Raw genomic sequence first — 21,104 nt, forward strand, 5'->3', positions numbered from 1 at the left:
GCCGCCCCTTCGACCCCGCCGTCCTGGGGGCCTGCGGCCCCCAGACCCCCGCTTCGGCCCTGAAGGGGCCTCGTCCTCAAACGCCGGACGGGCTGGAATGCCTGGACCGGCGTCGAGGGGTGAGGCCACCTGAACTCAGCCCCTCCGGCGTTTGAGGAGCGGGGGTCCAGGGGGCGGAGCCCCTGGCGGGGTCGAAGGGGCGGAGCCCCTGGAGGACGGGAAGGGTAGGGGCGGCGGGGGCGAAACCCCCCCCGCGTCACGCCGAGTGGCCCCCGTCCACGGAGAACTCCGCCCCCGTGACGTAATCCGCCCCGGCCAGGTACACCACCGTCGCCGCCACCTCGTCGGCCGTGCCGAAACGGCCCAGCGCGGTCATCGCCGCCTGGCCGGCCGCATACGGACCGCCCGCCGGGTTCATGTCCGTGTCGACCGGCCCGGGGTGGACGACGTTCGCCGTGATGCCGCGCGGCCCCAGCTCGCGCGCCAGGGCCTTGGTCAGGCCGATCAGCGCCGACTTACTGGTCGCGTAGAGCGTTCCCCCGGGACCCGGCACCCGCTGGGCCATGCAGCTACCGATGGTGATGATCCTGCCCCCGGAGGTCATGCGGGCCGCAGCCGCCTGAGAGGCCAGGAAGACGCCCCGGACATTCACGGCCAGCACACGGTCCACGTCCGTGAGCGACAGCCCCTCCAGCGGGCCCAGGACGCCGACGCCGGCGTTGTTCACCAGCACGTCCAGTCCCCCGAACGCCTCCGCAGCACGCGCCACCGCGCCCGCCGCCTCATCCGCGTCCGCGGAGTCCGCCCGCAGGGCCACGGCCCGCCGCCCCAGCGCCTCGACGGCCCGTACGACCTCCTCGGCCGCCTCCTTGCCGTTCACATAGGTCACGGCGACGTCCGCGCCCTCCCGAGCGAGCCGCAGTGCCGTCGCGGCGCCGATGCCACGGCTGCCGCCGGTCACGAGGGCGACCTTGCCGTGCAGGGTTCCGTACGTGCTTGTCAGGGGTCCGTAAGTCGTTGTCATGGGTCCATCCCAGCGCCGCGCGGGCCGGAGCGCTGGCGGCGAACGGACACCGAGATGCGGACACCGAGATGCGGACACCGAGATGCGGACACCGAGATGGGGACACCGAGATACGGACACCGAGATACCGGAACCGGGCCAACTGCTCCGTACCCCTCGTTCTCCCCACGTGACTCTTCAGCAAGAAATCGTCGGCAACGCCATGCAGATGGCGGTCGTCAGCCTGCACCCCGGGCAGACCGTGTACTGCGAGGCGGGCAAGTTCCTCTTCAAGACCACGAACGTGACCATGGAGACCCGCCTGACCGGCCCGTCGAACGGACAGCAACCCCAGGGCGGCTCGACCCCCGGCGGCGGAAGTGGCGGCATGGGCGGCATGCTGCGCCAGGCCATGGGCACCGCCATGCAGGTCGGCCAGCGCGTCCTCGCGGGCGAGTCGATCGCGTTCCAGTACTTCACGTCCCAGGGCGGGGAGGGCACCGTCGGCTTCGCGGGCGTACTCCCGGGTGAGATGCGCGCCCTGGAGCTCGACGGCACGCGCGCGTGGTTCGCGGAGAAGGACGCCTTCGTCGCCGCCGAGTCCACCGTCGACTTCGGCATCGCCTTCCAGGGCGGCAGGACCGGCATGAAGGGCGGCGAGGGCTTCGTCCTGGAGAAGTTCACCGGGCACGGCACGGTGATCATCGCCGGCGCCGGCAACTTCATCGACCTCAACCCGGCCGACTTCGGCGGCCGTATCGAGGTCGACACGGGCTGTGTCGTCGCCTTCGAGGAGGGCATCGAGTATGGCGTCCAGCGCGTCGGCGGGCTCAACCGGCAAGGCCTGATGAACGCCGTCTTCGGCGGCGAGGGCCTCTCCCTGGCCACCCTGGAGGGCAACGGCCGCGTCATCCTGCAGTCCCTCACCATCGAGAGCCTGGCCAACGCCCTGAAGAAGGCCCAGGGCGGCGACAAGCAGGGCCCGACGGGCGGACTGTTCTCGACGAACGCGGGGTGAGACGGCACACGGCCCACCGATGAGTTGCGGGTGCCGACGGGGTCTGAGGTGATGACAGCAGACCCCACCCCCCGAAAAGAGGCACTCCTCATGGGCAAGCTCGTCTCCACCCTCTTCGTCACGCTCGACGGCGTCTACCAGGCACCCGGCGGCCGGGAGGAGGACACCCGCGGCGGCTTCGAGCACGGCGGCTGGGTCTTTCCGTACGCCGACGACGACTTCGGACAGTTCATCAACGAGGTCTTCGCGCGCCCGGCCGCCTTCCTCCTCGGGCGCCGTACGTACGACATCTTCGCGGCGTTCTGGCCGAAGGTGACCGACCCGACCGACCCGGTCGCGTCCAAGCTCAACGCACTGCCGAAGTACGTCGCCTCCTCTACGCTGACGGACCCCCAGTGGTCCGGCACCACCGTGGTCAGCGGCGACCTCGCCAAGGAGGTCACGGCCCTCAAGGAGCGCACCGACGGCGAGCTGCAGGTCCACGGCAGCGGCGCCCTGGTCAGGTCCCTGCTGGCCCTCGACCTCGTCGACACCCTCCACCTGCTGACCTTCCCGGTGGTACTCGGCACGGGCCACCGCCTGTTCGGGGAGGGCGCCGTGCCCACCGCGTTCACGCACACCGCCGGCCGCACCACGAGCAAGGGCGTCGTCATCCATTCGTACGACCGCGCGGGCCGCCCGGAATACGGCTCGTTCGAGCTCCCCGAGAACGCGTGAGCGCTCGTCCGCGGCGTTCTCGTCCGGCCACCTCATGGAGATCGGGTGAGAACGCCGGGGCGTACGTTAACTTCCCGAAAACTCATCGGACTTGCCGGGAAAATCTCCGACGTTGACATTGACATGCCACTGTCTACGCGCGTCATCATGAAGCCATGAGATTCCCCCCACGAATCACCCGCATCGGCGCCGCAGCCGCCGTCCTGTCCGCCCTCCTCGTCGGTGGCACCGTCACTGCCACTCCGGCGGCCGCCGCGGTCGGCAGCATCTGCTACGGCGACCTGCCCTCCCAGGCACACGACACGCTCGACCTGATCGCGCAGGGCGGCCCCTACCCGTACTCGCAGGACGGCACCGTGTTCTCGAACCGGGAAGGCATCCTGCCCAGCCAGTCGTCCGGGTACTACCACGAGTACACGGTCATCACGCCCGGTTCGTCTACGCGCGGAGCTCGCCGCATCGTCACTGGTGAGGAGAACCAGGAGGACTACTACACGGCTGACCACTACGCGTCGTTCGACCTGATCAACTACAGCTGCTGAGCCCGTAGTTCACGGTCGGTGCCGAGGAACGGTGCGACCAGCCGGGAGTCCGGTCCGCGCTCAACCGGACTTCCGGCTCTCGGCGGCGGCGAACAGCGCGAACGCCAGCACCAGCAGTGCGACGCTCGCGTAGATCTCGAAGCCGTCGAGGAAGTCGATCCGCTGTACGAGTCCCCAGTCCCAGTCGGTGAACTCGTGCACCAGGCCCGCGACGCCCTGCACCAGGGCGATGAATCCAAGGAACTCCAGCAACTGCTTCATGCCATGACTCTCGCCCCGCGGACCCCCCACGCCAATCGGCCGCGGGGCGAGCCATGTCCGACGGAAGTCCATGTTCCGCGGCGGCCCGCCGCGACCAAGGTCTGCGACGTTGCGACTTTGGTCGTCGATCACACCCGAGGAGCCGCACCGGCGCCCGGTACTGCGTAGATTTGTCGACCGTGAGTGGTGACAAGCCGGAGCAGGTACCGCAGGTCTTCGAAGGGCGGCGCTGGCTGCTGCCCTCGGCCCTGGTCAAGGAGTTCGAGCTCGACCCCGAGCGCTCCGGACGGCCCCGGCGCACCGCGCGCGACTGGGTGGTCGACTTCTCCTGCTTCCTCTTGGCCGTGATCATCGGTCTGCTGACCGCGGAGACGGTGGCCGACGAGCACCTCCCGGTCGGCCTCGCCGCCGTCGACCAGCTCCTCGGCGCGCTCGCCTGTGCCGCGGTGTGGCTGCGGCGCCGCTGGCCGGTCGGGCTTGCGATCGCGATGGTCCCGGTCTGCTTCGTGTCGAGCACCGCGGGCGGCGCGGGCGTGGTGGCCTTCTTCACGCTCGCCGTGCACCGGCCCTTCCGGTACGTGGCCTGGGTGGGCGGGGTCTCCGTGGCGCTGCTCCCGCTGTTCTTCTGGCTGCGCCCCGACCCCGACGTGCCCTACGGCTGGGCGATCTTCCTCGGCGTGCTGCTGACCGGTGGGGCGGCCGGCTGGGGCATGTTCGTACGGTCCAAACGGCAGCTCATGCTGAGCCTGCGCGACCGCGCCCGACGTGCCGAGACGGAGGCACGGCTGCGTGCCGAGCAGGCCCAGCGGCTCGCCCGCGAGGCCATCGCCCGGGAGATGCACGACGTCCTCGCGCACCGCCTGACGCTGCTCAGCGTGCACGCGGGCGCACTGGAGTTCCGGCCCGACGCGCCCCGTGAGGAGATCGCGCGGGCGGCGGGCGTCATCCGGGAGAGCGCCCACGAAGCCCTCCAGGACCTACGGGAGATCATCGGCGTACTGCGGGCCGGTGAGGCCGACGACGCAGGCCGCCCGCAGCCGACCCTCGCGGCACTGGAGGCTCTGGTCACCGAGTCCCGCGAGGCCGGCATGAAGGTCACCCTCGACCAGCGCGTCACCGACCCCGCAGCCGTGCCCGCCTCGGTCGGCCGCACCGCCTACCGCATCGCCCAGGAGGGCCTGACCAACGCCCGCAAGCACGCTCCCGGTACGGAGGTCACGGTCACGGTGACCGGCGCGCCGGGCGAGGGCCTGTCGGTGTCGGTTCGCAATCCCGCGCCCGACGGCGAGGTTCCGCATGTCCCCGGCTCCGGACAGGGCCTGATCGGGCTGACCGAACGAGCCACGCTGACGGGCGGGCGCCTGGAGCACGGGCCGGTGGCGGACGGGGGATTCGAGGTGCGGGCCTGGCTGCCCTGGGGGTGAGTGGGGGCGAGTGGGGGTGCGTGGGGGTGACGCCTGCCCCCACGCGCGCGTGCGGCGCGGCACACGTCACGGAGTGCGCCCGCGTGGTTGAGGGCCGGTCCTCGCCGTACCGCACCTCCACGCCGTACAACCGTGATTACGTAAGGCACATGACTGCGATCAGACTGCTCCTCGTCGACGACGACCCGTTGGTCAGAGCCGGCCTGTCCTTCATGATGGGCGGCGCCGACGATATCGAGATCGTCGGTGAGGCGGCCGACGGCGGCGAGGTCGAGACGCTGGTCGACCGGACCCGGCCGGACGTGGTCCTGATGGACATCCGGATGCCGTCGGTCGATGGCCTCACCGCCACGGAGCGGCTGCGCGGCCGCAAGGACGCCCCGCAGGTCGTGCTGCTGACCACCTTCCACGCCGACGAACTGGTGCTGCGCGCCCTGCGTGCCGGCGCCGCCGGGTTCGTGCTCAAGGACACGCCGCCCGCCGACATCGTCGACGCGGTGCGCCGGGTCGCGGCCGGTGACCCGGTCCTGTCGCCCACCGTGACACGGCAGTTGATGGACCACGCGGCGGGCGCCGCCGCCGACACACGCCGCGCACGCGCGCGTGAGCGGCTCACCGCCCTCAACGACCGCGAACGCGAGGTCGCCGTCGCGGTGGGCCGGGGCCTCGCCAACGCCGAGATCGCCGCGGAGCTCTTCATGAGCGTCGCCACCGTCAAGACGCATGTCTCCCGCGTCCTGGCCAAGCTCGACCTCAACAACCGTGTGCAGATCGCCCTGTTGGCGTACGACGCGGGACTTCTGGAGGAAGCGGAGGACGACGGGCACTAGCCGGGGCGCCCGTGCGTTGTCGGAGTGTCGGAGGGGGAAGCGTCATGGCAGAAGTGATCGACCTGGGGGAGTTCGGAGAGGGGTTCCGCGAGAACCCGCATCCGGTGTACGCGCGCTTACGGGAGCAGGGCCCCGTGCACCGCGTCCGGCTGCCCGACTGGCAGTCCGAGGTCTGGCTCGTCGTGGGGCACGAGGAGGCACGTGCGGCGCTCGCCGACCAGCGGCTGGTCAAAGACGGCACCAAGATCGGCGTGAAGTCGCTCGAAGAGGAGCTGATCGGGAAGAACCTGCTGGCCACCGATCCGCCCCAGCACACCCGGCTGCGCGGGCTCATCTCGCGTGCCTTCACCATGCGCCGCGTGGAGGAGCTGCGGCCGAGGATCCAGCGGATCACCGACGACCTGCTCGACGCCATGCTGCCGCAGGGCCGCGCCGACCTCGTGGAGTCCCTGGCCTACCCGCTGCCGCTCACCGTCATCTGCGAACTGCTCGGCGTGCCCGAGATGGACCGCGTGGAGTTCCGCAAGATGTCGACGGAGGCGATAGCGCCCACCAGCCCGGGCAAGGAGGTCGACGCCTTCGTGGCCCTGGGCGCCTACTTCACCGACCTGATCGAGGACAAGAGGCGCGCCGGGCCCAGCGGTGATCTGCTGAGCGAACTGATCCGCACCACGGCCGAGGACGGCGACCGGCTCTCCCCGGACGAACTGCGGGGAATGGCCTTCATCCTGCTGATCGCCGGGCACGAGACGACGGTCAACCTCATCACCAGCGGCGTGCACACCCTGCTCGCCCACCCCGGCCAACTCACCGCGCTGCGCGCCGACATGACCCTCCTCGACGGCGCCGTCGAGGAGATGCTGCGCCACGAAGGCCCGGTGGAGACGGCGACGTTCCGGTATGCCGCCGAGCCCGTGGAGATCGCCGGCGTCCACATCGAGCAGGGCGACCCGGTGATGGTCGGCCTCGCCGCGGCCAACCGGGACGCGAGCCGCTATCCCGCTCCCGACACCTTCGACATCCGACGCGACACCCGCGGCCACGTCGCCTTCGGCCACGGCATCCACTTCTGCCTGGGCGCACCCCTGGCCCGCCTGGAGGCCCGCACGGCGATACGGTCCCTGCTGGAGCGCGCTCCCGACCTGGCTCTTGACGGGGCGCCGGGGGAGTGGCTGCCGGGCGTACTGATACGGGGGGTGCGAAGTCTGCCGGTGCGCTGGTAGCGGATCGAGCACCGCGGGCCTTCGAGTCCGGGCTTCACAGGGCTGCCCCCTGAGCTCCGCCCGCGATCTCCGCGAGCGCGACTGGTCTTCGCTCGCGCCGCGACAGCTCGCAGGCCTCCGCGATCCGCAACGCCTGCAAGGCCTCCCGCCCGTCGCAGGGATTGGCCCGCTCCCCGCGCACCACCTCCACGAACGCGTTGAGCTCCGCCTCGTACGCCGGCCCGAACCGCTCCAGGAACCCCGACCACGGCTTGTCCGCCGCGGGCGGCCCGGTCGGCTCGGTGGACGCGATCGGCGTACGGTCGTCCAGACCGACCACGATCTGGTCCAACTCCCCGGCCAGCTCCATGCGTACGTCGTACCCGGCGCCGTTCAGCCGCGTCGCCGTGGCCGTGGCGAGGGTGCCGTCGTCCAGCGTCAGCACCACCGCGGCCGTGTCGACGTCGCCCGCCTCACGGAACATCGCGGGCCCGGCGTCCGACCCGGCTGCGTACACGTCGGCGACCTCGCGCCCGGTCACCCAGCGCAGCACGTCGAAGTCATGGATCAGCGTGTCCCGGTACAGTCCGCCGGACAGCGGCAGCCACTCGACCGGCGGCGGCTCCTGGTCGCTGGTGAGCGCCCGCACGGTGTGCAGCCGTCCGAGCCGCCCGGACCGCACCGCCTCGCGCGCGCCCACGTACCCCGGGTCGAAGCGGCGCTGGAAACCCATCTGGAGAATCGTCCCGGCGGTCTCCACCTCCCCGATCGCGTGCAGCGTGCCCGGCAGATCGAGCGCTATGGGCTTCTCGCAGAACACCGGGAGTCCTGCCCGTGCTGCCCGACCGATCAGTTCGGCGTGGGCCGACGTCGCCGTGGTGATCACCACCGCGTCCACGCCCCAACGGAAGATCTCGTCCACTCCGGGCGCCGCCGTCTCGCCCAGGCGCCGCGCCAGTTCCTGGGCCCGCGCGCCGTCCGCGTCCGTGAGGATCAGGGAGCCGACGTCGCGGTGACGGCTCAGCGTGTTGGCGTGAATCGTGCCGATGCGGCCCGTACCGATGACCCCGATGCGCATGGAAACAAAGTGCGGGTTCAGTGCGTAAGCTGTCAATGCATATGTCAGGACAATCGAACTACACTACTTCCCGTCAACAACGCGTAGAGCTACGCTCGGCCCGTGCCGAAACCAGAAGTGGACCCGACCGTGGAACTCGAGCTCAGTGTGGACCGGAGCAGTCCGGTGCCCTTGTACTTCCAGCTTTCCCAGCAGCTCGAAGCCGCGATCGAGCACGGAGCGCTCACACCCGGCAGCCTGCTGGGCAACGAGATCGAACTCGCCGCACGCCTCGGCCTGTCCCGGCCGACCGTTCGCCAGGCCATCCAGTCGCTGGTCGACAAGGGTCTGCTGGTGCGCCGTCGAGGCGTCGGGACGCAGGTCGTGCACAGTCAGGTCAAACGCCCGTTGGAGCTCAGCAGCCTCTACGACGACCTGGAGTCGGCCGGCCAGCGCCCGGCGACCAAGGTGCTCGTCAACACCGTCGTCCCGGCCTCCGCCGAGGTCGCGGCGGCGCTCGGGGTGGCCGAGGACAGCGACGTACACCGGATCGAGCGGCTGCGCCTCGCGCACGGCGAGCCGATGGCGTACCTGTGCAACTTCCTGCCGCCCGCCCTGATCGACCTGGACACCGCGCAGCTGGAGGCCACCGGCCTGTACCGCCTGATGCGCGCCGCCGGCATCACCCTGCACAGCGCCCGCCAGACCATCGGCGCCCGCGCGGCCAGTGCCGTCGAGGCCGAGCGGCTCGCCGAGGAGGAGGGCGCCCCGCTGCTGACCATGCAGCGCGTGACCTTCGACGACACGGGGCGAGCGGTGGAGTACGGCACGCACACGTACCGCCCGACGCGGTACTCCTTCGAGTTCCAGCTGCTCGTGCGGTCATGAGCGCCCGCCAGTACGCTCCTGGCCAGGCGAAATAGACCGCCCGGTACGTTGCAATGTCCGGACATTGCAACGTACCGGGAGGGTGGCGTCCCTCAAGGGGCGCGGAGAAATACGCGAGCAACCACAAACCGCCCGCAGGCGGCGTACGTCATGAACCACCCCAATGTTCCGCCGTACGGCACCCGTCCCGACGGTGAGGCAGAATCGGCCGTGATGAGCACCTACCGCGACCTTGCATTCCCCGCCGGGACGGGCAGCGCCCCCATCGGCTCCCGCCGCGCGCCGGCCCTCCGCACGGTCGGCCCCCGGGAGCGCCGCTCACACCTGTCGGCGCCCCGAGTCCCCACCGTGGGCATCGACATCGGCGGCACCAAGGTGATGGCGGGCGTCGTCGACGCCGACGGCAACATCCTGGAGAAGCTGCGCACGGAGACCCCGGACAAGTCCAAGAGCCCGAAGGTCGTCGAGGACACGATCGTCGAGCTGGTCCTGGACCTGTCCGACCGCCACGACGTGCACGCCGTCGGCATCGGCGCGGCCGGCTGGGTCGACGCCGACCGCAACCGCGTCCTGTTCGCACCCCACCTGTCCTGGCGCAACGAGCCCCTCAGGGACCGCCTCGCCGGCCGGCTCGCCGTACCTGTCCTGGTCGACAACGACGCCAACTCCGCCGCCTGGGCCGAGTGGCGCTTCGGCGCCGGCCGCGGCGAGGACCACCTCGTCATGATCACGCTGGGCACCGGCATCGGCGGCGCGATCCTGGAGGACGGACAGGTCAAGCGCGGCAAGTACGGCGTCGCCGGTGAGTTCGGCCATATGCAGGTCGTGCCCGGCGGCCACCGCTGCCCGTGCGGCAACCGCGGCTGCTGGGAGCAGTACAGCTCCGGCAACGCGCTGGTCAGGGAGGCGCGCGAGCTGGCCGCCGCCGATTCACCGGTGGCGTACGGGATCATCGAGCACGTCAAGGGCAACATCGGCGACATCACCGGCCCGATGATCACCGAGCTGGCCCGCGAGGGCGACGCCATGTGCATCGAACTGCTGCAGGACATCGGGCAGTGGCTCGGCGTCGGCATCGCCAACCTCGCGGCCGCCCTGGACCCGTCGTGCTTCGTGATCGGCGGTGGCGTGTCGGCCGCCGACGACCTGCTGATCGCCCCCGCGCGGGACGCCTTCAAGCGCCACCTCACCGGCCGCGGCTACCGCCCCGAGGCCAGGATCACGCGGGCCCAGCTCGGCCCCGAGGCCGGCATGGTCGGCGCCGCGGACCTGGCCCGCCTGGTGGCCCGTCGCTTCCGCCGCGCCAACCGGCGCCGGGTGGAGCGCTACGAGCGCTATGCGCGGTTCGCCGAGGCCCGCCGGGCGTCGCAGGGTTCGGCGTGACCGTGACCGTACCCCGCCAGGCCGACTCTCCTGACGAGCCGCAGCAGCCGACCGAGGACCGCCGCCACATGATCCGCCGCAGGGCGATCACCCTGCTCATCATCGGGCTGCTCATCGGCGTACCGGCCGGCTATCTGGTGATCTCCGCCAACCAGAGCCGCGACAGCGGCAAGGACAAAGAGGCGAAGTACTCCGCGACCGGCCTCACCCCGCACTGGCCGTCGAGGGTCCAGCGCCGCATCTACCAGGTGACGATCCCGGTTCCGTCGTACAACGTCGGGTACTACGAGACGAACAACTGGAGGACCAGCCGTCTCTACGTCCAGTTCCAGACCACCGACGCGAACCTGGACGCCTACTTGGAGACCATGGGGGTCAACCACGACGACCTGAAGCCGGACGACATCGCCATCAGCGCCCGCGACCAGAAGATCACCGGCTGGGACTTCAAGGGCCCCGGTCCGTGGTACGGGCTCGTCCACGAGCAGAAGAACCCGGCTCCCACGCACGACATCGTCGTGAACATGTCCGATCCGAAGAATCCGTTCGTGTACGTCGTCTCACGCACGGTCCCTTGATGACCTGAGCCGGCCGGCCGTGTGGTGACCGTCCGACGACCGCGTGAGTCACCGGCCCACGCCGGTCGCCGGGGCCGGTTGTCAGACCCCGCCCGTAGAGTCGAAGACGGTTGATCCGACTCATGGGCGGGAGGTGGCAGGACGTATGAGCGACAGGGCCGCGCAGAGCGGCGGCACCGCGGTGGCCGAGCGTGCGGGGGAGACCGTCCCCGTGCGGCTCGCGGCCGTCTTCCTGCCCGCGCCCCTCCCACGCGAGGGGCGGATGGCCTTCTGGGATCCGGAGGGCGCCCCGCTGCCCGCCGAGGACACGGAACTCACTGTCGTACGGCGTCATGGAGCCGGCGTCCGCCGCAGGACCACCCCCGCGCTGTCCGTGCCGCTCGCCGACGCGCTGCCGCTGCTCGTGCGCGCCCGGCGCGACCCGGCCGCCCACCCCGCCACCGCCTGCTGGGGCGCGGCCGCGCTGCACGCGCTCCGGCTCACCGCCCGCGGTCGGCTGCTGCCCGGCCTGACCCCCACCGGCCACGACGCCTGGCGGGCCGGCCCCCTCGACCCGGACGACATCGCACACCTGCGAGCGGTCGCCGCGGCCCTGCCGTACGAAGGCCACGCGGTCCCCCTCACCGGCCCGGGCCCGCTGCGGCTGCCCGAGCCGGAGGCGCTGATGCGCTCCTTCCTGGACGCGGTCGCGGACACCCTGCCCCGCACCCCCGCCGCACCGCACGTCTCGGGCAGGCCCTTCGCCGCGCGCGAGGCCCAGCGGCTGCCCGACGCCCACGACTGGGCGGCCGAGGTCGCCGCCGGCATGGACGCGGGCGTGCGGATCTCGCTGCGCCTGGACCTGTCGGCGTACGACCTCTTCGACGACGGCGGTGACGGCGCACGCAGCGCGGGCGCGGCGATCGTCCAGGTGCACAGCCTCGCCGACCCGACCCTGGTGGCGGACGCGGCCGCCCTGTGGTCGGGCGAGGCGGACGCGGCGTTCGGGCCACGCGCACGGGTGGACGCAGCGCTCGCGGTGCGGCGCGCGGCCCGGGTGTGGGCTCCCCTCGACCGGCTGTCCGAGCAGGACACACCCGATGTGCTGGCCCTGTCCGACGAGGAGTTGGGCGACCTGCTGGGGGTGGCCGCGACCCGGCTCGCGGCAGCCGGAGTGGCGGTGCACTGGCCCCGGGACCTGGCGCAGGACCTGAGCGCCGCCGCGGTCGTACGGCCCGCGCCGGGCTCGGCGACCGACGGCACCGGTTTCTTCGAGAGCGAGGAACTGCTCCAGTTCCGCTGGCAGTTGGCGATCGGCGGCGACCCGCTCACCGAGGGCGAGATGGACGCGCTCGCCGAGGCGCACCGCCCGGTCGTCCGGCTGCGGGACCGCTGGGTGCTGGTCGACCCGGCCCTCGTCCGCAAGGCCCGCAAACGCGAACTGGGCCTGCTCGACCCGGTCGACGCCCTGTCCGTCGCCCTCACCGGCAGCGCGGAGGTCGACGGCGAGACGGTCGAGGCGGTACCGGCCGGCGCCCTGGCCGCCCTGCGCGACCGCCTGACGGCGGGCGTGCACCCCGCCGAACCGCCGCCGGGGCTGCGGGCGACGTTGCGGGACTACCAACTCCGGGGCCTGGCATGGCTGGACCTCATGACGTCCTTGGGGCTCGGCGGTTGCCTGGCCGACGACATGGGACTCGGCAAGACGATCACCGTCATCGCCCTGCACCTCAAGCGCGCGCGGACGGCCCCGACCCTGGTGGTCTGTCCGGCCTCGCTGCTCGGCAACTGGCAGCGGGAGATCACCCGTTTCGCGCCCGGCGTCCCCGTCCGCCGCTTCCACGGCCCGGACCGCACCCTGAAGGACATGGACGGCGGCTTCGTCCTCACGACGTACGGCACGATGCGCTCGACGGCACCGACGCTGGCCCAGCACACCTGGGGCATGGTCGTCGCCGACGAGGCACAGCACGTCAAGAACCCGTACTCGGCGACGGCGAAGGCCCTGCGCACGATCCCGACGCCCGCGCGCGTGGCGCTGACCGGCACACCGGTCGAGAACAACCTCTCCGAGCTGTGGGCCCTGCTCGACTGGACGACACCGGGCCTGCTCGGCCCCCTGAAGTCCTTCCGCGCCCGGCACGCCCGCGCGGTGGAGAACGGCGAGGACGAGGAGGCGGTGTCCCGGCTTGCCCGCCTGGTCCGGCCCTTCCTGCTGCGCCGCAAGAAGTCCGACCCCGGCATCGTCCCGGAGCTGCCACCCAAGACGGAGACGGACCACCCGGTCCCGCTCACCCGGGAGCAGGCCGCGCTGTACGAGGCGGTGGTGCGCGAGTCGATGTACGCCATCGAGACGGCGGAGGGCATGGCGCGCAGGGGCATGGTGCTGAAGCTCCTGACGTCCCTGAAGCAGATCTGCGACCACCCGGCGCTGTACCTGAAGGAAGCCGAAGCGGCGACGACGGAGCGGTTGGCCACCCGATCCGGCAAGCTGACCCTGCTCGACGAACTGCTGGACACCTTGCTGGCCGAGGACGGCTCGGCGTTGGTCTTCACGCAGTACGTGGGGATGGCCCGGCTGATCGCCTCGCACCTCGCCGCCCGGGCGGTCCCGGTGGACCTGCTCCACGGCGGCACGCCGGTCCCGGAACGCGAACGCATGGTGGACCGCTTCCAGAGCGGCGCGACCCCCATCCTGGTCCTGTCCCTGAAGGCGGCCGGCACCGGCCTCAACCTGACCCGCGCGGGCCATGTCGTCCACTTCGACCGCTGGTGGAACCCGGCCGTCGAGGAGCAGGCCACCGACCGCGCCTACCGCATCGGCCAGACCCAGCCCGTCCAGGTCCACCGTCTCATCACCGAGGGCACGGTCGAGGACCGCATCGCGGAGATGCTCGAGTCCAAGCGGGCCCTGGCCGACGCGATCCTCGGCTCCGGCGAATCGGCCCTCACGGAACTGACGGACCGTGAACTGTCCGACCTCGTGTCGCTGCGGAGGACGTCATGACGGGGCCGGTGGAGCGGGGGAGTGCGGGCGGTGGGGCCAGCCGTGGCGCTGCTCCGGGTGCCGACGGTCGTCCGGAGCCGGTGCGTTCGCCCGAGGCGGATGTGGCTGCCGCCGAGTTGGACGCTGAGCGTGACTCGGGCCGGACAGCGGTGCATCCGGACGTGGACTGGACAGCGGTTCAGCCGGACGCGGGCCGGACAGCGGTTGAGCGGGAAGTGGGCCGGACAGCGGTTGAGCGGGACGTAGACCTGTCAGCGGCTCAGGAGCGGCTGAGCCGATCGTCCGAGGCCCGCCCGGCCGACGCGGCACGGCGGGCGCTGCGGGCTGCGCGGGAGCGGCGGGAGGGGGCGCCGGGGGGTTCCTCCGAGGGCCGGGATCTGTCGCAGGTGGAGTCTGACGGCGAGGAGTCGGTTCCGGACAGGGGTGAGCGGGATGAGCGTCCAAGGGCTCGGCCGGGTGACGCGGCCCGGGCGGCACTGCGCCGTGCCGGATCCGGCGCCGGGACCGGGGTGTCGGGTGCGGAAGCGGACCTCGCCGGCACCGAAGCAGGGCCCGTCCCGCAGGTGCCCGACCCCGCATCCGACCGGCGAGGCGCGCGTCCCGCCGATGCCGCCCGAGAGGCCTTGCGGGCAGCGCTCGGGGAGAGGCGGCAGGCCCAGGCGGTCGAAGAAGAGAGAGAAGAGAGCCGGGACAGAAGGGGTTCCGTCGGCGGGGCTGCCGCTCATCGTGCGCGTGAGGTGAGGGAGTTCCTCGCCGACGCATTCCGGATGCCTCCCATGGACGAGCCGCACACGGGCGACTCGACGGCGCCCGAGTCGGACTCTGGGCGCCGAAGCGACCCGGTACCCCCCACCCCTGCCTCGCCCTCTACTCCATCCCCGGAGCTGCCCTCCGCCTCCCCGACATCCACCGCATCATCCGCATCACCGGCCCATTTCGCGTCCCCGGCACCCACCGCCGACTCCCGCTCAGCACAGGGCCGGCCAGCCGCAGCGCCCCCGGCGTCGGCGGCGCCCCTCGGCGGCGACGCTTCGCCCCTGCCGTCCGTCCCCGCCACACCCCAGGTCCCCCGTTCCATGGCCGCCCCGGGGCGGGACGGTGAACTGCGCCGTACCTTCCCGGCGTTCGCGTCCCGCACGTCGGACGACGCCCGCTTCGCCGAGACCTGGTGGGGCAATGCCTGGGTGGCCGCCCTGGAAGAGGGCGCCCTCGATCCCAAACGGCTCGCCCGTGGACGCGGCTACGCGCAGGAGGGGCACGTCGATGCCATCACCGTGACGCCGGGGCTGGTCCTGGCGTATGTGCGGGGAAGCCGTCCGCGGCCGTACCGCGTGCAGGTGCGGTTGCGGACGCTCGGCGACGGCGACTGGGCGCGGTTCCTGGACGCCGCGGCCGACCGGCCGGGACACATCGCGGCGTTGCTCGACAAGGAGATGCCGCACTCCCTCGCCGAGTGCGGAGTGCCCCTGCTGCCGGGCCCCGGTGACCTCGACCCCCATTGCAGCTGCCCCGACCGCGGCCACCCCTGCAAGCACGCCGCCGCCCTCTGCTACCAGACAGCACGTCTGTTGGACGCCGACCCCTTCGTGCTACTCCTGCTGCGTGGCCGCGGTGAGCGCGAGTTGCTCGACGCCCTCTCACGCCTGAGCGCCGCCCGCGCGGCCCGTGCCGCACAGGAACGGGAACCGGCGCCTCTCCCGGGCGTACGCGCCACCGACGCCCTGGCCCCGGACCGCCAACTGCCTCCCCTCCCGGCCCCGTTGCCCGCGCCCCCGCACCCCGAACAGCCGCCCGTCTACCCGGCGGCACCGGGCGGCCCGGACCCCTTCGCACTGGACCAGTTGGCGACCGACGCGGCCACCCGCGCGCACGCCCTGCTCAGTACCGGCCGCGATCCGGTCGCCGAACTGACCCTGTGGCAGGACGCGGTACGACTCGCCGCAGCCCGCCCGGGCTCCGGCCTCACGGCCACCACTCGTGCCCTGTACGCCTCCCTCGCCTCGGCGGCCGACCGCACCCCGGCAGAGCTGGCGCGTGCGGTCGCCGCCTGGCGCCAGGGCGGCCTCGAAGGCCTCGCCGTCCTCGAAGAGCCCTGGGACCCGCCGGCCGGCCGCTTCGACCGTGCCCGCCCTCTGCTCCTCGCCGCCGACCTTCCCGCCTTCCGCCCCTGGCGCAACCACCTCACGCACCCCCGCGGCCATGTCCAACTCCGCCTCGGCCGCGACGGCCTGTGGTACCCCTACGAATCGGAACCGGGACACGAGGACTGGTGGCCGCGGGGTACGCCCGACCTCGACCCGGTCGGTGCCCTCACCGGCCTCGGCGCATCGCCGGAGGGATGACCGGCTCAACTGCCGTGGCCGACCACGATGGTGGCCGCCGCCGTCGTCCCACGGGCAACTACACTTCCGCGAAGTCGCCACGCGACAACAAGCAACTGGCCGAAAAGGAACGGTGGGAGAGGCCATGGCAACGGGGGGATGGGTTCCTGGACCCGGCTCGGGGCAACCCGGCGGACATGGTCCGGGTGGCCAGGGCTGGGGCGCACCGTATGGGACAACGCCCAACGGCCCTCAGGCACCCACGCCCGGCGGCGGCCCCTACGGTCCGCCCGAGCCGAACCCGTACCCACAGAACCCGTATCCGCATAACTCGTATCCGCAGAACCCGTACCCGCAGAACCCGTATCCCTACGGCCCGCCGCCCGCGGCGCCTGTTCGCGCCCCGCGCCGTCGCAGCCGTCTGTGGTTCTTCTCCGTCTTCTTCCTCGCCGGCGCCGTCATCCGGTCCGCGCACCGCGTAGCCACCCGGCTCTTCGTCCAGGAAGGCGACGGCCGGATCGAGGACCGCACCGTGGACCGGGTCCAGGTCGCTCGCACGGTCCTCGGCGTCGCCGCCACCCTCGCACTGGTCCTCGTCTACGGCGTGGAGGCGGACCGATGGGAGGACGCGGGGACGGGCAGCGTCGCCAACCTGATCATCACCCCGGTCCTGCTGATCTTCACCGGACCCTTGGTCATCCTCGGGTTCATCCTCTACGCGCCCCCGCACCTGCGGCCGCAGCTGCGCTCCCGGCTCCATGCCCCGCTCAAAGCGGTCGGCTGGTACGTGCTGACGGTGGTGGTCATCGCAGGGGTCCTCTACGTGGCGGCCCAGAGCGCACTCGACAACCGCAGGGACTGGTTCGGCTATCTGATCGCCTTCGCGGCGTTGGCCGTGATCGTGTGGGGGTTTCCCTTCTTCTTCATGGCGTCGCTGTACTCAGCCCGCAGCGCCTTCAACACCGCCCACGTCCATCCGATGCTGCCGCCCGTGATCACTGGAGTGCTGGTGTGGGTGCTCGCGATCTTCAACCTGATCGACAGCGGCATGCCGCAGGGCCCACCCGTATTCCAGTTCTGCTCCCTGCTGGGCGGGCCACTGTCGGTGACCGCCGTCTCGCTGTGGGAGCTGCGACGGATGGGGACCCGGTTCGGGGTCACGGTCCGCGGCTGAGCCGTGAGCTGCAGCGGGCCCGCGTCGACACAGGGGGAAGTGATGAGTCAGGGGGAAGTGATGAGTGCAGAGCCCAATTCCGTGGCACCCATATCCGTGCCGAACACCGGCCCGGATCCCCGGACGAGCTGCCGCCTGGACCGGAACGGGTGAGTACGCGGACGGGCCCCACGAGGCCGCGCCGGCGCAGGTGGCTGGTGTGGTTCCTGGCCTTGTGCGTGCTGTGGACGCTCGGCGCGATCGCTTGGGCGGCCGTCGCGCTGCTCACGCCGGCCGGTGACGGTCCGCAGGAGGCAGCGGAGCGCAAGGCGGGGATGAACCACGATCAGCATCAACCCGCGGGGCGCTATTACATACCGACGTACGCCAAGGTGGAGAAGGACGGCACCGCGGTGCTCCGGTACGAGGTGGGCGACAGCCAGGACTCGAGCGTCAAGGACTTCCTTCGTACGTACGACATCACCGCCAAGCCGAAGCGCATCGGCCCGTCCAAGGTGACGTACTCCGACCGCTTCGGCGACGTACGGCGAACGTTCACGATCACCTACAACCCCTCGCCTGAACCTGCTGGGTACGACTACGCGCGGATCACCGTCAGAGCCAGGGGCACCGACACAAGCTGAAGCATGGTCTACGGCACGGGCGGCAGGACTCTCACCGCATCGAGAATGTGCGCGGCCCAGCCGTTCTCTAGCTGCTTTCCGGCCCCGCGTCCTCCGTCCGCTCGCCGTCCGCCGGGCGCGTGTCTCCCCATTCGATCCGGATCACCGCGTACGTCTCGCCGTCCCTCGGTGGCCGCGTCCAGGAACGGGTGGCGAACGTGTGCAGCCGGCCGTTCACGATTGCGTGACGCGGCAGACAGGCGCCGAACTCCCCGGTCACCGCTTCCAGCAGCGACCGTTCCACATCGGCCCAGTCTTCCGCCGCGCCGAAGAACAGGCTCGGGTCCAGCGACTGCGGTATCTCCCCGCTCTGCCGGATCTCTCCGTCCGCGTACGTGAATGCGTACTGCTCGGCACCGTCTCGCGCCACCGACAGGTGGAAGAACGGCTCCCCGTGCCGTGTCCTCAGGCCGCTCCACACCACCACCGTGCGGGTGCCCGCGCTGGCGGCCGCGGCCGGGGAGACGAACCGCCGCTGGTCGAACGGGGCGGGATCGCCGTCGAAGGCGAAGCTCCAGCCGGTGCCGGCCCGGCCGACCGCCATGCGAGCCCTGTCGTCGTAGGACGAGAACTCCCTCTGGTCGTGCAGCGATTTGCGGCGCGCCTCCCAGAAGGTCATGGGTTCGTTCAGCACGGTGTCGTCCCTGTCCGCGAGACGTCCGGGCAACTCCTCCGGCTCCACCCCCTCCACCAGGACGAAGCGGTAGGACGTGCGGTTGTTGCCCGGGTCCGGCTCCGCGAGCCACGTCAGGTCGCCCGCGTCGAGCCCCGCCGCCGGCCTCGGTGCCTCACCAGCCTGCCCGCCCCTTGGCGTGGACAGCAGCTCGCAGCCCCGCTCGGGGGTCAGCAGCGGCCCGAGCAGGGGGTCGGCCACCCATCCCAGCGGCGCCAGGTGGTCCGGTCCCAGCGGTTCCCACAGGGGCAGAGCATGCATCAGCGTCCGCCACGCCCCGTCGGTGTCTCCCCACCGCGCCAGCTCCCGCGCCCGCTCGACGGCCTCCCCGAACGGTCCGGCCGCCGTGTACCGGTACGTGCCGTTCCTCACCTGATCCAGCGTCGCGTAAGCCAGTGACACCAAGTCGTCGTCGGCGCCCCGCAGATGGAACGTCAGCGTGGAGTCGTCCCGGTACGAGTGGGCCGCGTGCTCGGCGACCAGCGGTGGCAGCAGCTCGGGCGCGTACTGCGGGTCCGTCACCAGGCCGTCGAAGTACACCATGTAGGTCTGTCCGAGCAGGCGGCGTATCTGGTCGCCCAGCCCGGCGGCCCGCGGTCTGCCGTACTCCTTGGCCTCGTCCAGCTCCTTCACAGCCCGTTCCCAGCCGCCGCGCAGCGCCTCCAGCCGGGCCTCGTCCACCTGGGCGTCCAGCTCTCGTGTCGTGTCGTTGGCGAACGCCGGCTCCCCTTCGCTCCGGTGCGCCCGCAGGCTGTGGAACTCCCGGTACATCTCCCGCATGAACTCAAGGAAGTTCGCGTGCCGCTCGGGCGGTGCGGCCCGCCAGCTCGCCCACGTGTACACGGCCCACTCACCGTCCTCGTCCACGTCCTCGGGGTCCAAGAGGACGTGGGTGATGTCGGACTCGACGTCGAGCTGCAGCCCGCGCCGCCAGATGTCCGCCTCCTGCCGCTCTTCGGGCCCGGCGTCCTCGTCCAGGTACTCCTCGAACATGTCCGCGAGGCCCGACTCGTTGTTGTGCCAGCGCGCGTCTTCGGTCCCCGCCAGCAGCCACACGAACCCGCCCGCGTGCCGCCACCCGTCGCTGACCCTGAGGAACTCCCGGTACGACGGGGGCATCTGTCTGCCGAGCCGCTCCTGCATGGCTGCGATCCGCTCCTCGGACGCCGGCGGGAACCCCAGCCACCGCGTCTGCCGCGCGGCCTCGTCGTCCTCGCCCTGCGTCTCGCCGTCCGGCAGGGAATCTGCCCACTCCCCGCTCCACCTGAGCAGGAAGGACCGCCAGTCGAATGCCGTGGTGTCCGTCATGAGTCCGATGCTGCCACCCGCCACTGACATCGCTGCGCTGCTCGCTGCGGCCCACGGGACCCTCCCTACGCGAGCGGCACGGCAGCCTGCTTGCCCACTCGACCCCGGTCTGACGTGCCGTGGCGGAAGAACCGGCGAACCTGCACACCGTTCACCGAGTGGTCATACGAGACCTGAGCGGCCGTCACGTTCGCACGATGCTGAGCGGCTTGGCGTGGGCGTTGTCGCTCAGGGGGGCGGGGCGCAACCCTGGTGCGCGGAGCGGGAGGGCGGACTGTGTGAGGGCATTGACGCATTTCTTGGTCAGATCATCACACCGGTGAAGTTGGTCCTCGTGATGCGGCCCGACCCTGGCTCCTCTCAGTGGCTGGGTCACGTGCGGCATGTTTGGATCACGTGCGTGGTGGGGGCGCCTGCAACGGTTCCTCGTCCCAGGAATCGGGCGTACACCACCGTTGAACATGAGCTAACTCGAAGGGAACCGCTCCCCATGAACCTCAGCCCCCAGGTGAACACCGCCGAGCTGTCCGACGCTGTCCTGGACAACGTCTCCGGCGGTCTCGCGGCCGGCGCCTCCGGCGCCCTCGCGGGCAGCCTCTCCGGCGCTCTCGCCGGTCACCTCCACGCCGAGACCCCGCTCGGTTCCGTCTGCGCCGACCTGGCTGGTGCCGTCTCGGCCGAGGGTGCCGCGGCGGGCCTGCACGTCGCTGCCGTCAGCCTCTGACGACACACCCTGCCCCGGGCCCGCGATCCCTTGCACGTGTCGGTTGATTCAGCGTTCTGATCGCTGCGCCCCGCCGAGTTGCTGACGCCGTTGGCGAATTCGGGGGTGTGACTCCGCCCTGCCGGTCCCATCCGGTGGGGCGGAGCGGGGGACGAAAGCCTGCAGAAGCGGTTTGGCGAGTCGCCCCCGTTTCGGCCCGCGTGCTGCTCGTCCATGCTGCTCGTCCATGCTGCTCGTCCTGTCCGCGCGGCGGATCATCCGCGTTCGACGGCAAACGGCCCGTGCACAAGCACGTTGATCGCGTCCGGGAGACTCTCCTCACCGGCCTGAGCAAGCGGGGCAAGGCGCTGCGT

At 71.5% G+C, this 21,104-nt stretch carries 18 protein-coding genes; 14 read left to right on the forward strand and 4 right to left on the reverse strand.

Annotation, left to right across the window (positions count from 1 at the left end; translation table 11 throughout):
• Nucleotides 1–256: 256 nt before the first annotated feature.
• Complete coding sequence (locus EHO50_RS28295) at nt 257–1,024, reverse strand: SDR family oxidoreductase (RefSeq protein WP_128434061.1); 768 nt, start codon at nt 1,022–1,024, stop codon at nt 257–259.
• Between the two features lie 169 nt (nt 1,025–1,193).
• On the opposite strand from EHO50_RS28295, the gene EHO50_RS28300 reads away from it, so the two are divergent.
• The 3 genes from EHO50_RS28300 to EHO50_RS28310 all read left to right on the forward strand — a co-directional run bounded on the left by EHO50_RS28300 (nt 1,194) and on the right by EHO50_RS28310 (nt 3,280).
• Entirely contained in the window at nt 1,194–2,021 is an 828-nt protein-coding gene (locus EHO50_RS28300) for an AIM24 family protein (RefSeq protein ID WP_128434062.1), read from the forward strand.
• Between the two features lie 90 nt (nt 2,022–2,111).
• A complete protein-coding gene (locus EHO50_RS28305) occupies nt 2,112–2,738 on the forward strand; it encodes a dihydrofolate reductase family protein (RefSeq protein ID WP_128434063.1) in 627 nt (208 codons plus the stop codon).
• Between the two features lie 155 nt (nt 2,739–2,893).
• Nucleotides 2,894–3,280 (forward strand): guanyl-specific ribonuclease, encoded by a 387-nt coding sequence (locus tag EHO50_RS28310; protein ID WP_128434064.1) that lies wholly within the window; start codon nt 2,894–2,896, stop codon nt 3,278–3,280.
• 60 nt (nt 3,281–3,340) lie between these two features.
• On the opposite strand, the gene EHO50_RS28315 is transcribed toward EHO50_RS28310, so the two are convergent.
• Nucleotides 3,341–3,541 (reverse strand): hypothetical protein, encoded by a 201-nt coding sequence (locus tag EHO50_RS28315; RefSeq protein WP_128434065.1) that lies wholly within the window; start codon nt 3,539–3,541, stop codon nt 3,341–3,343.
• Nucleotides 3,542–3,720: 179 nt separating this feature from the next.
• Between EHO50_RS28315 and EHO50_RS28320 the strand changes: the two genes are divergently transcribed.
• The 3 genes from EHO50_RS28320 to EHO50_RS28330 all read left to right on the forward strand — a co-directional run bounded on the left by EHO50_RS28320 (nt 3,721) and on the right by EHO50_RS28330 (nt 7,018).
• Entirely contained in the window at nt 3,721–4,965 is a 1,245-nt protein-coding gene (locus EHO50_RS28320; protein WP_128434066.1) for a sensor histidine kinase, read from the forward strand.
• A 149-nt stretch (nt 4,966–5,114) separates the two neighbouring features.
• Nucleotides 5,115–5,795, forward strand: coding sequence for a response regulator transcription factor (locus tag EHO50_RS28325; protein WP_128434067.1), 681 nt, complete (start codon nt 5,115–5,117; stop codon nt 5,793–5,795).
• A gap of 44 nt (nt 5,796–5,839) precedes the next feature.
• Nucleotides 5,840–7,018, forward strand: coding sequence for a cytochrome P450 family protein (locus tag EHO50_RS28330; RefSeq protein WP_128434068.1), 1,179 nt, complete (start codon nt 5,840–5,842; stop codon nt 7,016–7,018).
• A 34-nt stretch (nt 7,019–7,052) separates the two neighbouring features.
• Here the strand turns inward: EHO50_RS28330 and EHO50_RS28335 are convergent, their stop codons facing one another.
• On the reverse strand, nt 7,053–8,075 hold the full coding sequence (locus tag EHO50_RS28335; RefSeq protein WP_128434069.1) for a Gfo/Idh/MocA family protein: 1,023 nt from the start codon (nt 8,073–8,075) through the stop codon (nt 7,053–7,055).
• Between the two features lie 129 nt (nt 8,076–8,204).
• On the opposite strand from EHO50_RS28335, the gene EHO50_RS28340 reads away from it, so the two are divergent.
• From EHO50_RS28340 to EHO50_RS28370, 7 genes are all read left to right on the forward strand, one after another.
• The gene (locus EHO50_RS28340) at nt 8,205–8,942 is read left to right on the forward strand and encodes a GntR family transcriptional regulator (RefSeq protein ID WP_181449717.1); all 738 of its coding nucleotides are present in this window, start codon (nt 8,205–8,207) and stop codon (nt 8,940–8,942) included.
• Nucleotides 8,943–9,155: 213 nt separating this feature from the next.
• Nucleotides 9,156–10,325 carry an ROK family glucokinase gene (locus tag EHO50_RS28345; protein ID WP_128434070.1) on the forward strand — a complete coding sequence of 390 codons (1,170 nt, stop codon included), beginning with the start codon at nt 9,156–9,158 and terminating at the stop codon, nt 10,323–10,325.
• Nucleotides 10,322–10,903, forward strand: a complete 582-nt coding sequence (locus EHO50_RS28350; RefSeq protein ID WP_128434071.1) for a sugar kinase — start codon at nt 10,322–10,324, stop codon at nt 10,901–10,903. The genes EHO50_RS28345 and EHO50_RS28350 overlap by 4 nt, the downstream gene beginning before the upstream one ends.
• A gap of 145 nt (nt 10,904–11,048) precedes the next feature.
• A complete protein-coding gene (locus tag EHO50_RS28355; protein WP_128434072.1) occupies nt 11,049–13,889 on the forward strand; it encodes a DEAD/DEAH box helicase in 2,841 nt (946 codons plus the stop codon).
• 269 nt (nt 13,890–14,158) lie between these two features.
• Nucleotides 14,159–16,231, forward strand: a complete 2,073-nt coding sequence (locus EHO50_RS28360) for an SWIM zinc finger family protein (protein ID WP_128434401.1) — start codon at nt 14,159–14,161, stop codon at nt 16,229–16,231.
• Between the two features lie 124 nt (nt 16,232–16,355).
• Entirely contained in the window at nt 16,356–17,384 is a 1,029-nt protein-coding gene (locus EHO50_RS28365; RefSeq protein WP_128434073.1) for a hypothetical protein, read from the forward strand.
• A 149-nt stretch (nt 17,385–17,533) separates the two neighbouring features.
• Complete coding sequence (locus EHO50_RS28370) at nt 17,534–18,007, forward strand: hypothetical protein (protein ID WP_128434074.1); 474 nt, start codon at nt 17,534–17,536, stop codon at nt 18,005–18,007.
• A gap of 67 nt (nt 18,008–18,074) precedes the next feature.
• Here the strand turns inward: EHO50_RS28370 and EHO50_RS28375 are convergent, their stop codons facing one another.
• A complete protein-coding gene (locus EHO50_RS28375; protein ID WP_128434075.1) occupies nt 18,075–20,027 on the reverse strand; it encodes an SMI1/KNR4 family protein in 1,953 nt (650 codons plus the stop codon).
• A 490-nt stretch (nt 20,028–20,517) separates the two neighbouring features.
• Here EHO50_RS28375 and EHO50_RS28380 point away from each other — a divergent pair, with 490 nt between their 5' ends.
• A complete protein-coding gene (locus EHO50_RS28380) occupies nt 20,518–20,751 on the forward strand; it encodes a hypothetical protein (protein WP_128434076.1) in 234 nt (77 codons plus the stop codon).
• Nucleotides 20,752–21,104: the final 353 nt, after the last annotated feature.

The sequence above is a fragment of the Streptomyces cyaneus genome (assembly GCF_004028635.1).
In the GTDB taxonomy this organism is placed as follows: domain Bacteria; phylum Actinomycetota; class Actinomycetes; order Streptomycetales; family Streptomycetaceae; genus Streptomyces; species Streptomyces cyaneus.

Excerpts from the sequence above, each read along its gene's own strand:
- EHO50_RS28295 (WP_128434061.1), bottom strand. The coding sequence starts at position 1,024 with ATGACAACGACTTACGGACCCCTGACAAGCACGTACGGAACCCTGCAC.
- EHO50_RS28305 (WP_128434063.1), top strand. The coding sequence starts at position 2,112 with ATGGGCAAGCTCGTCTCCACCCTCTTCGTCACGCTCGACGGCGTCTAC.
- EHO50_RS28310 (WP_128434064.1), top strand. The coding sequence starts at position 2,894 with ATGAGATTCCCCCCACGAATCACCCGCATCGGCGCCGCAGCCGCCGTC.
- EHO50_RS28315 (WP_128434065.1), bottom strand. The coding sequence starts at position 3,541 with ATGAAGCAGTTGCTGGAGTTCCTTGGATTCATCGCCCTGGTGCAGGGC.
- EHO50_RS28325 (WP_128434067.1), top strand. The coding sequence starts at position 5,115 with ATGACTGCGATCAGACTGCTCCTCGTCGACGACGACCCGTTGGTCAGA.
- EHO50_RS28330 (WP_128434068.1), top strand. The coding sequence starts at position 5,840 with ATGGCAGAAGTGATCGACCTGGGGGAGTTCGGAGAGGGGTTCCGCGAG.
- EHO50_RS28335 (WP_128434069.1), bottom strand. The coding sequence starts at position 8,075 with ATGCGCATCGGGGTCATCGGTACGGGCCGCATCGGCACGATTCACGCC.
- EHO50_RS28345 (WP_128434070.1), top strand. The coding sequence starts at position 9,156 with ATGAGCACCTACCGCGACCTTGCATTCCCCGCCGGGACGGGCAGCGCC.
- EHO50_RS28355 (WP_128434072.1), top strand. The coding sequence starts at position 11,049 with ATGAGCGACAGGGCCGCGCAGAGCGGCGGCACCGCGGTGGCCGAGCGT.
- EHO50_RS28365 (WP_128434073.1), top strand. The coding sequence starts at position 16,356 with ATGGCAACGGGGGGATGGGTTCCTGGACCCGGCTCGGGGCAACCCGGC.
- EHO50_RS28375 (WP_128434075.1), bottom strand. The coding sequence starts at position 20,027 with ATGACGGACACCACGGCATTCGACTGGCGGTCCTTCCTGCTCAGGTGG.
- EHO50_RS28380 (WP_128434076.1), top strand. The coding sequence starts at position 20,518 with ATGAACCTCAGCCCCCAGGTGAACACCGCCGAGCTGTCCGACGCTGTC.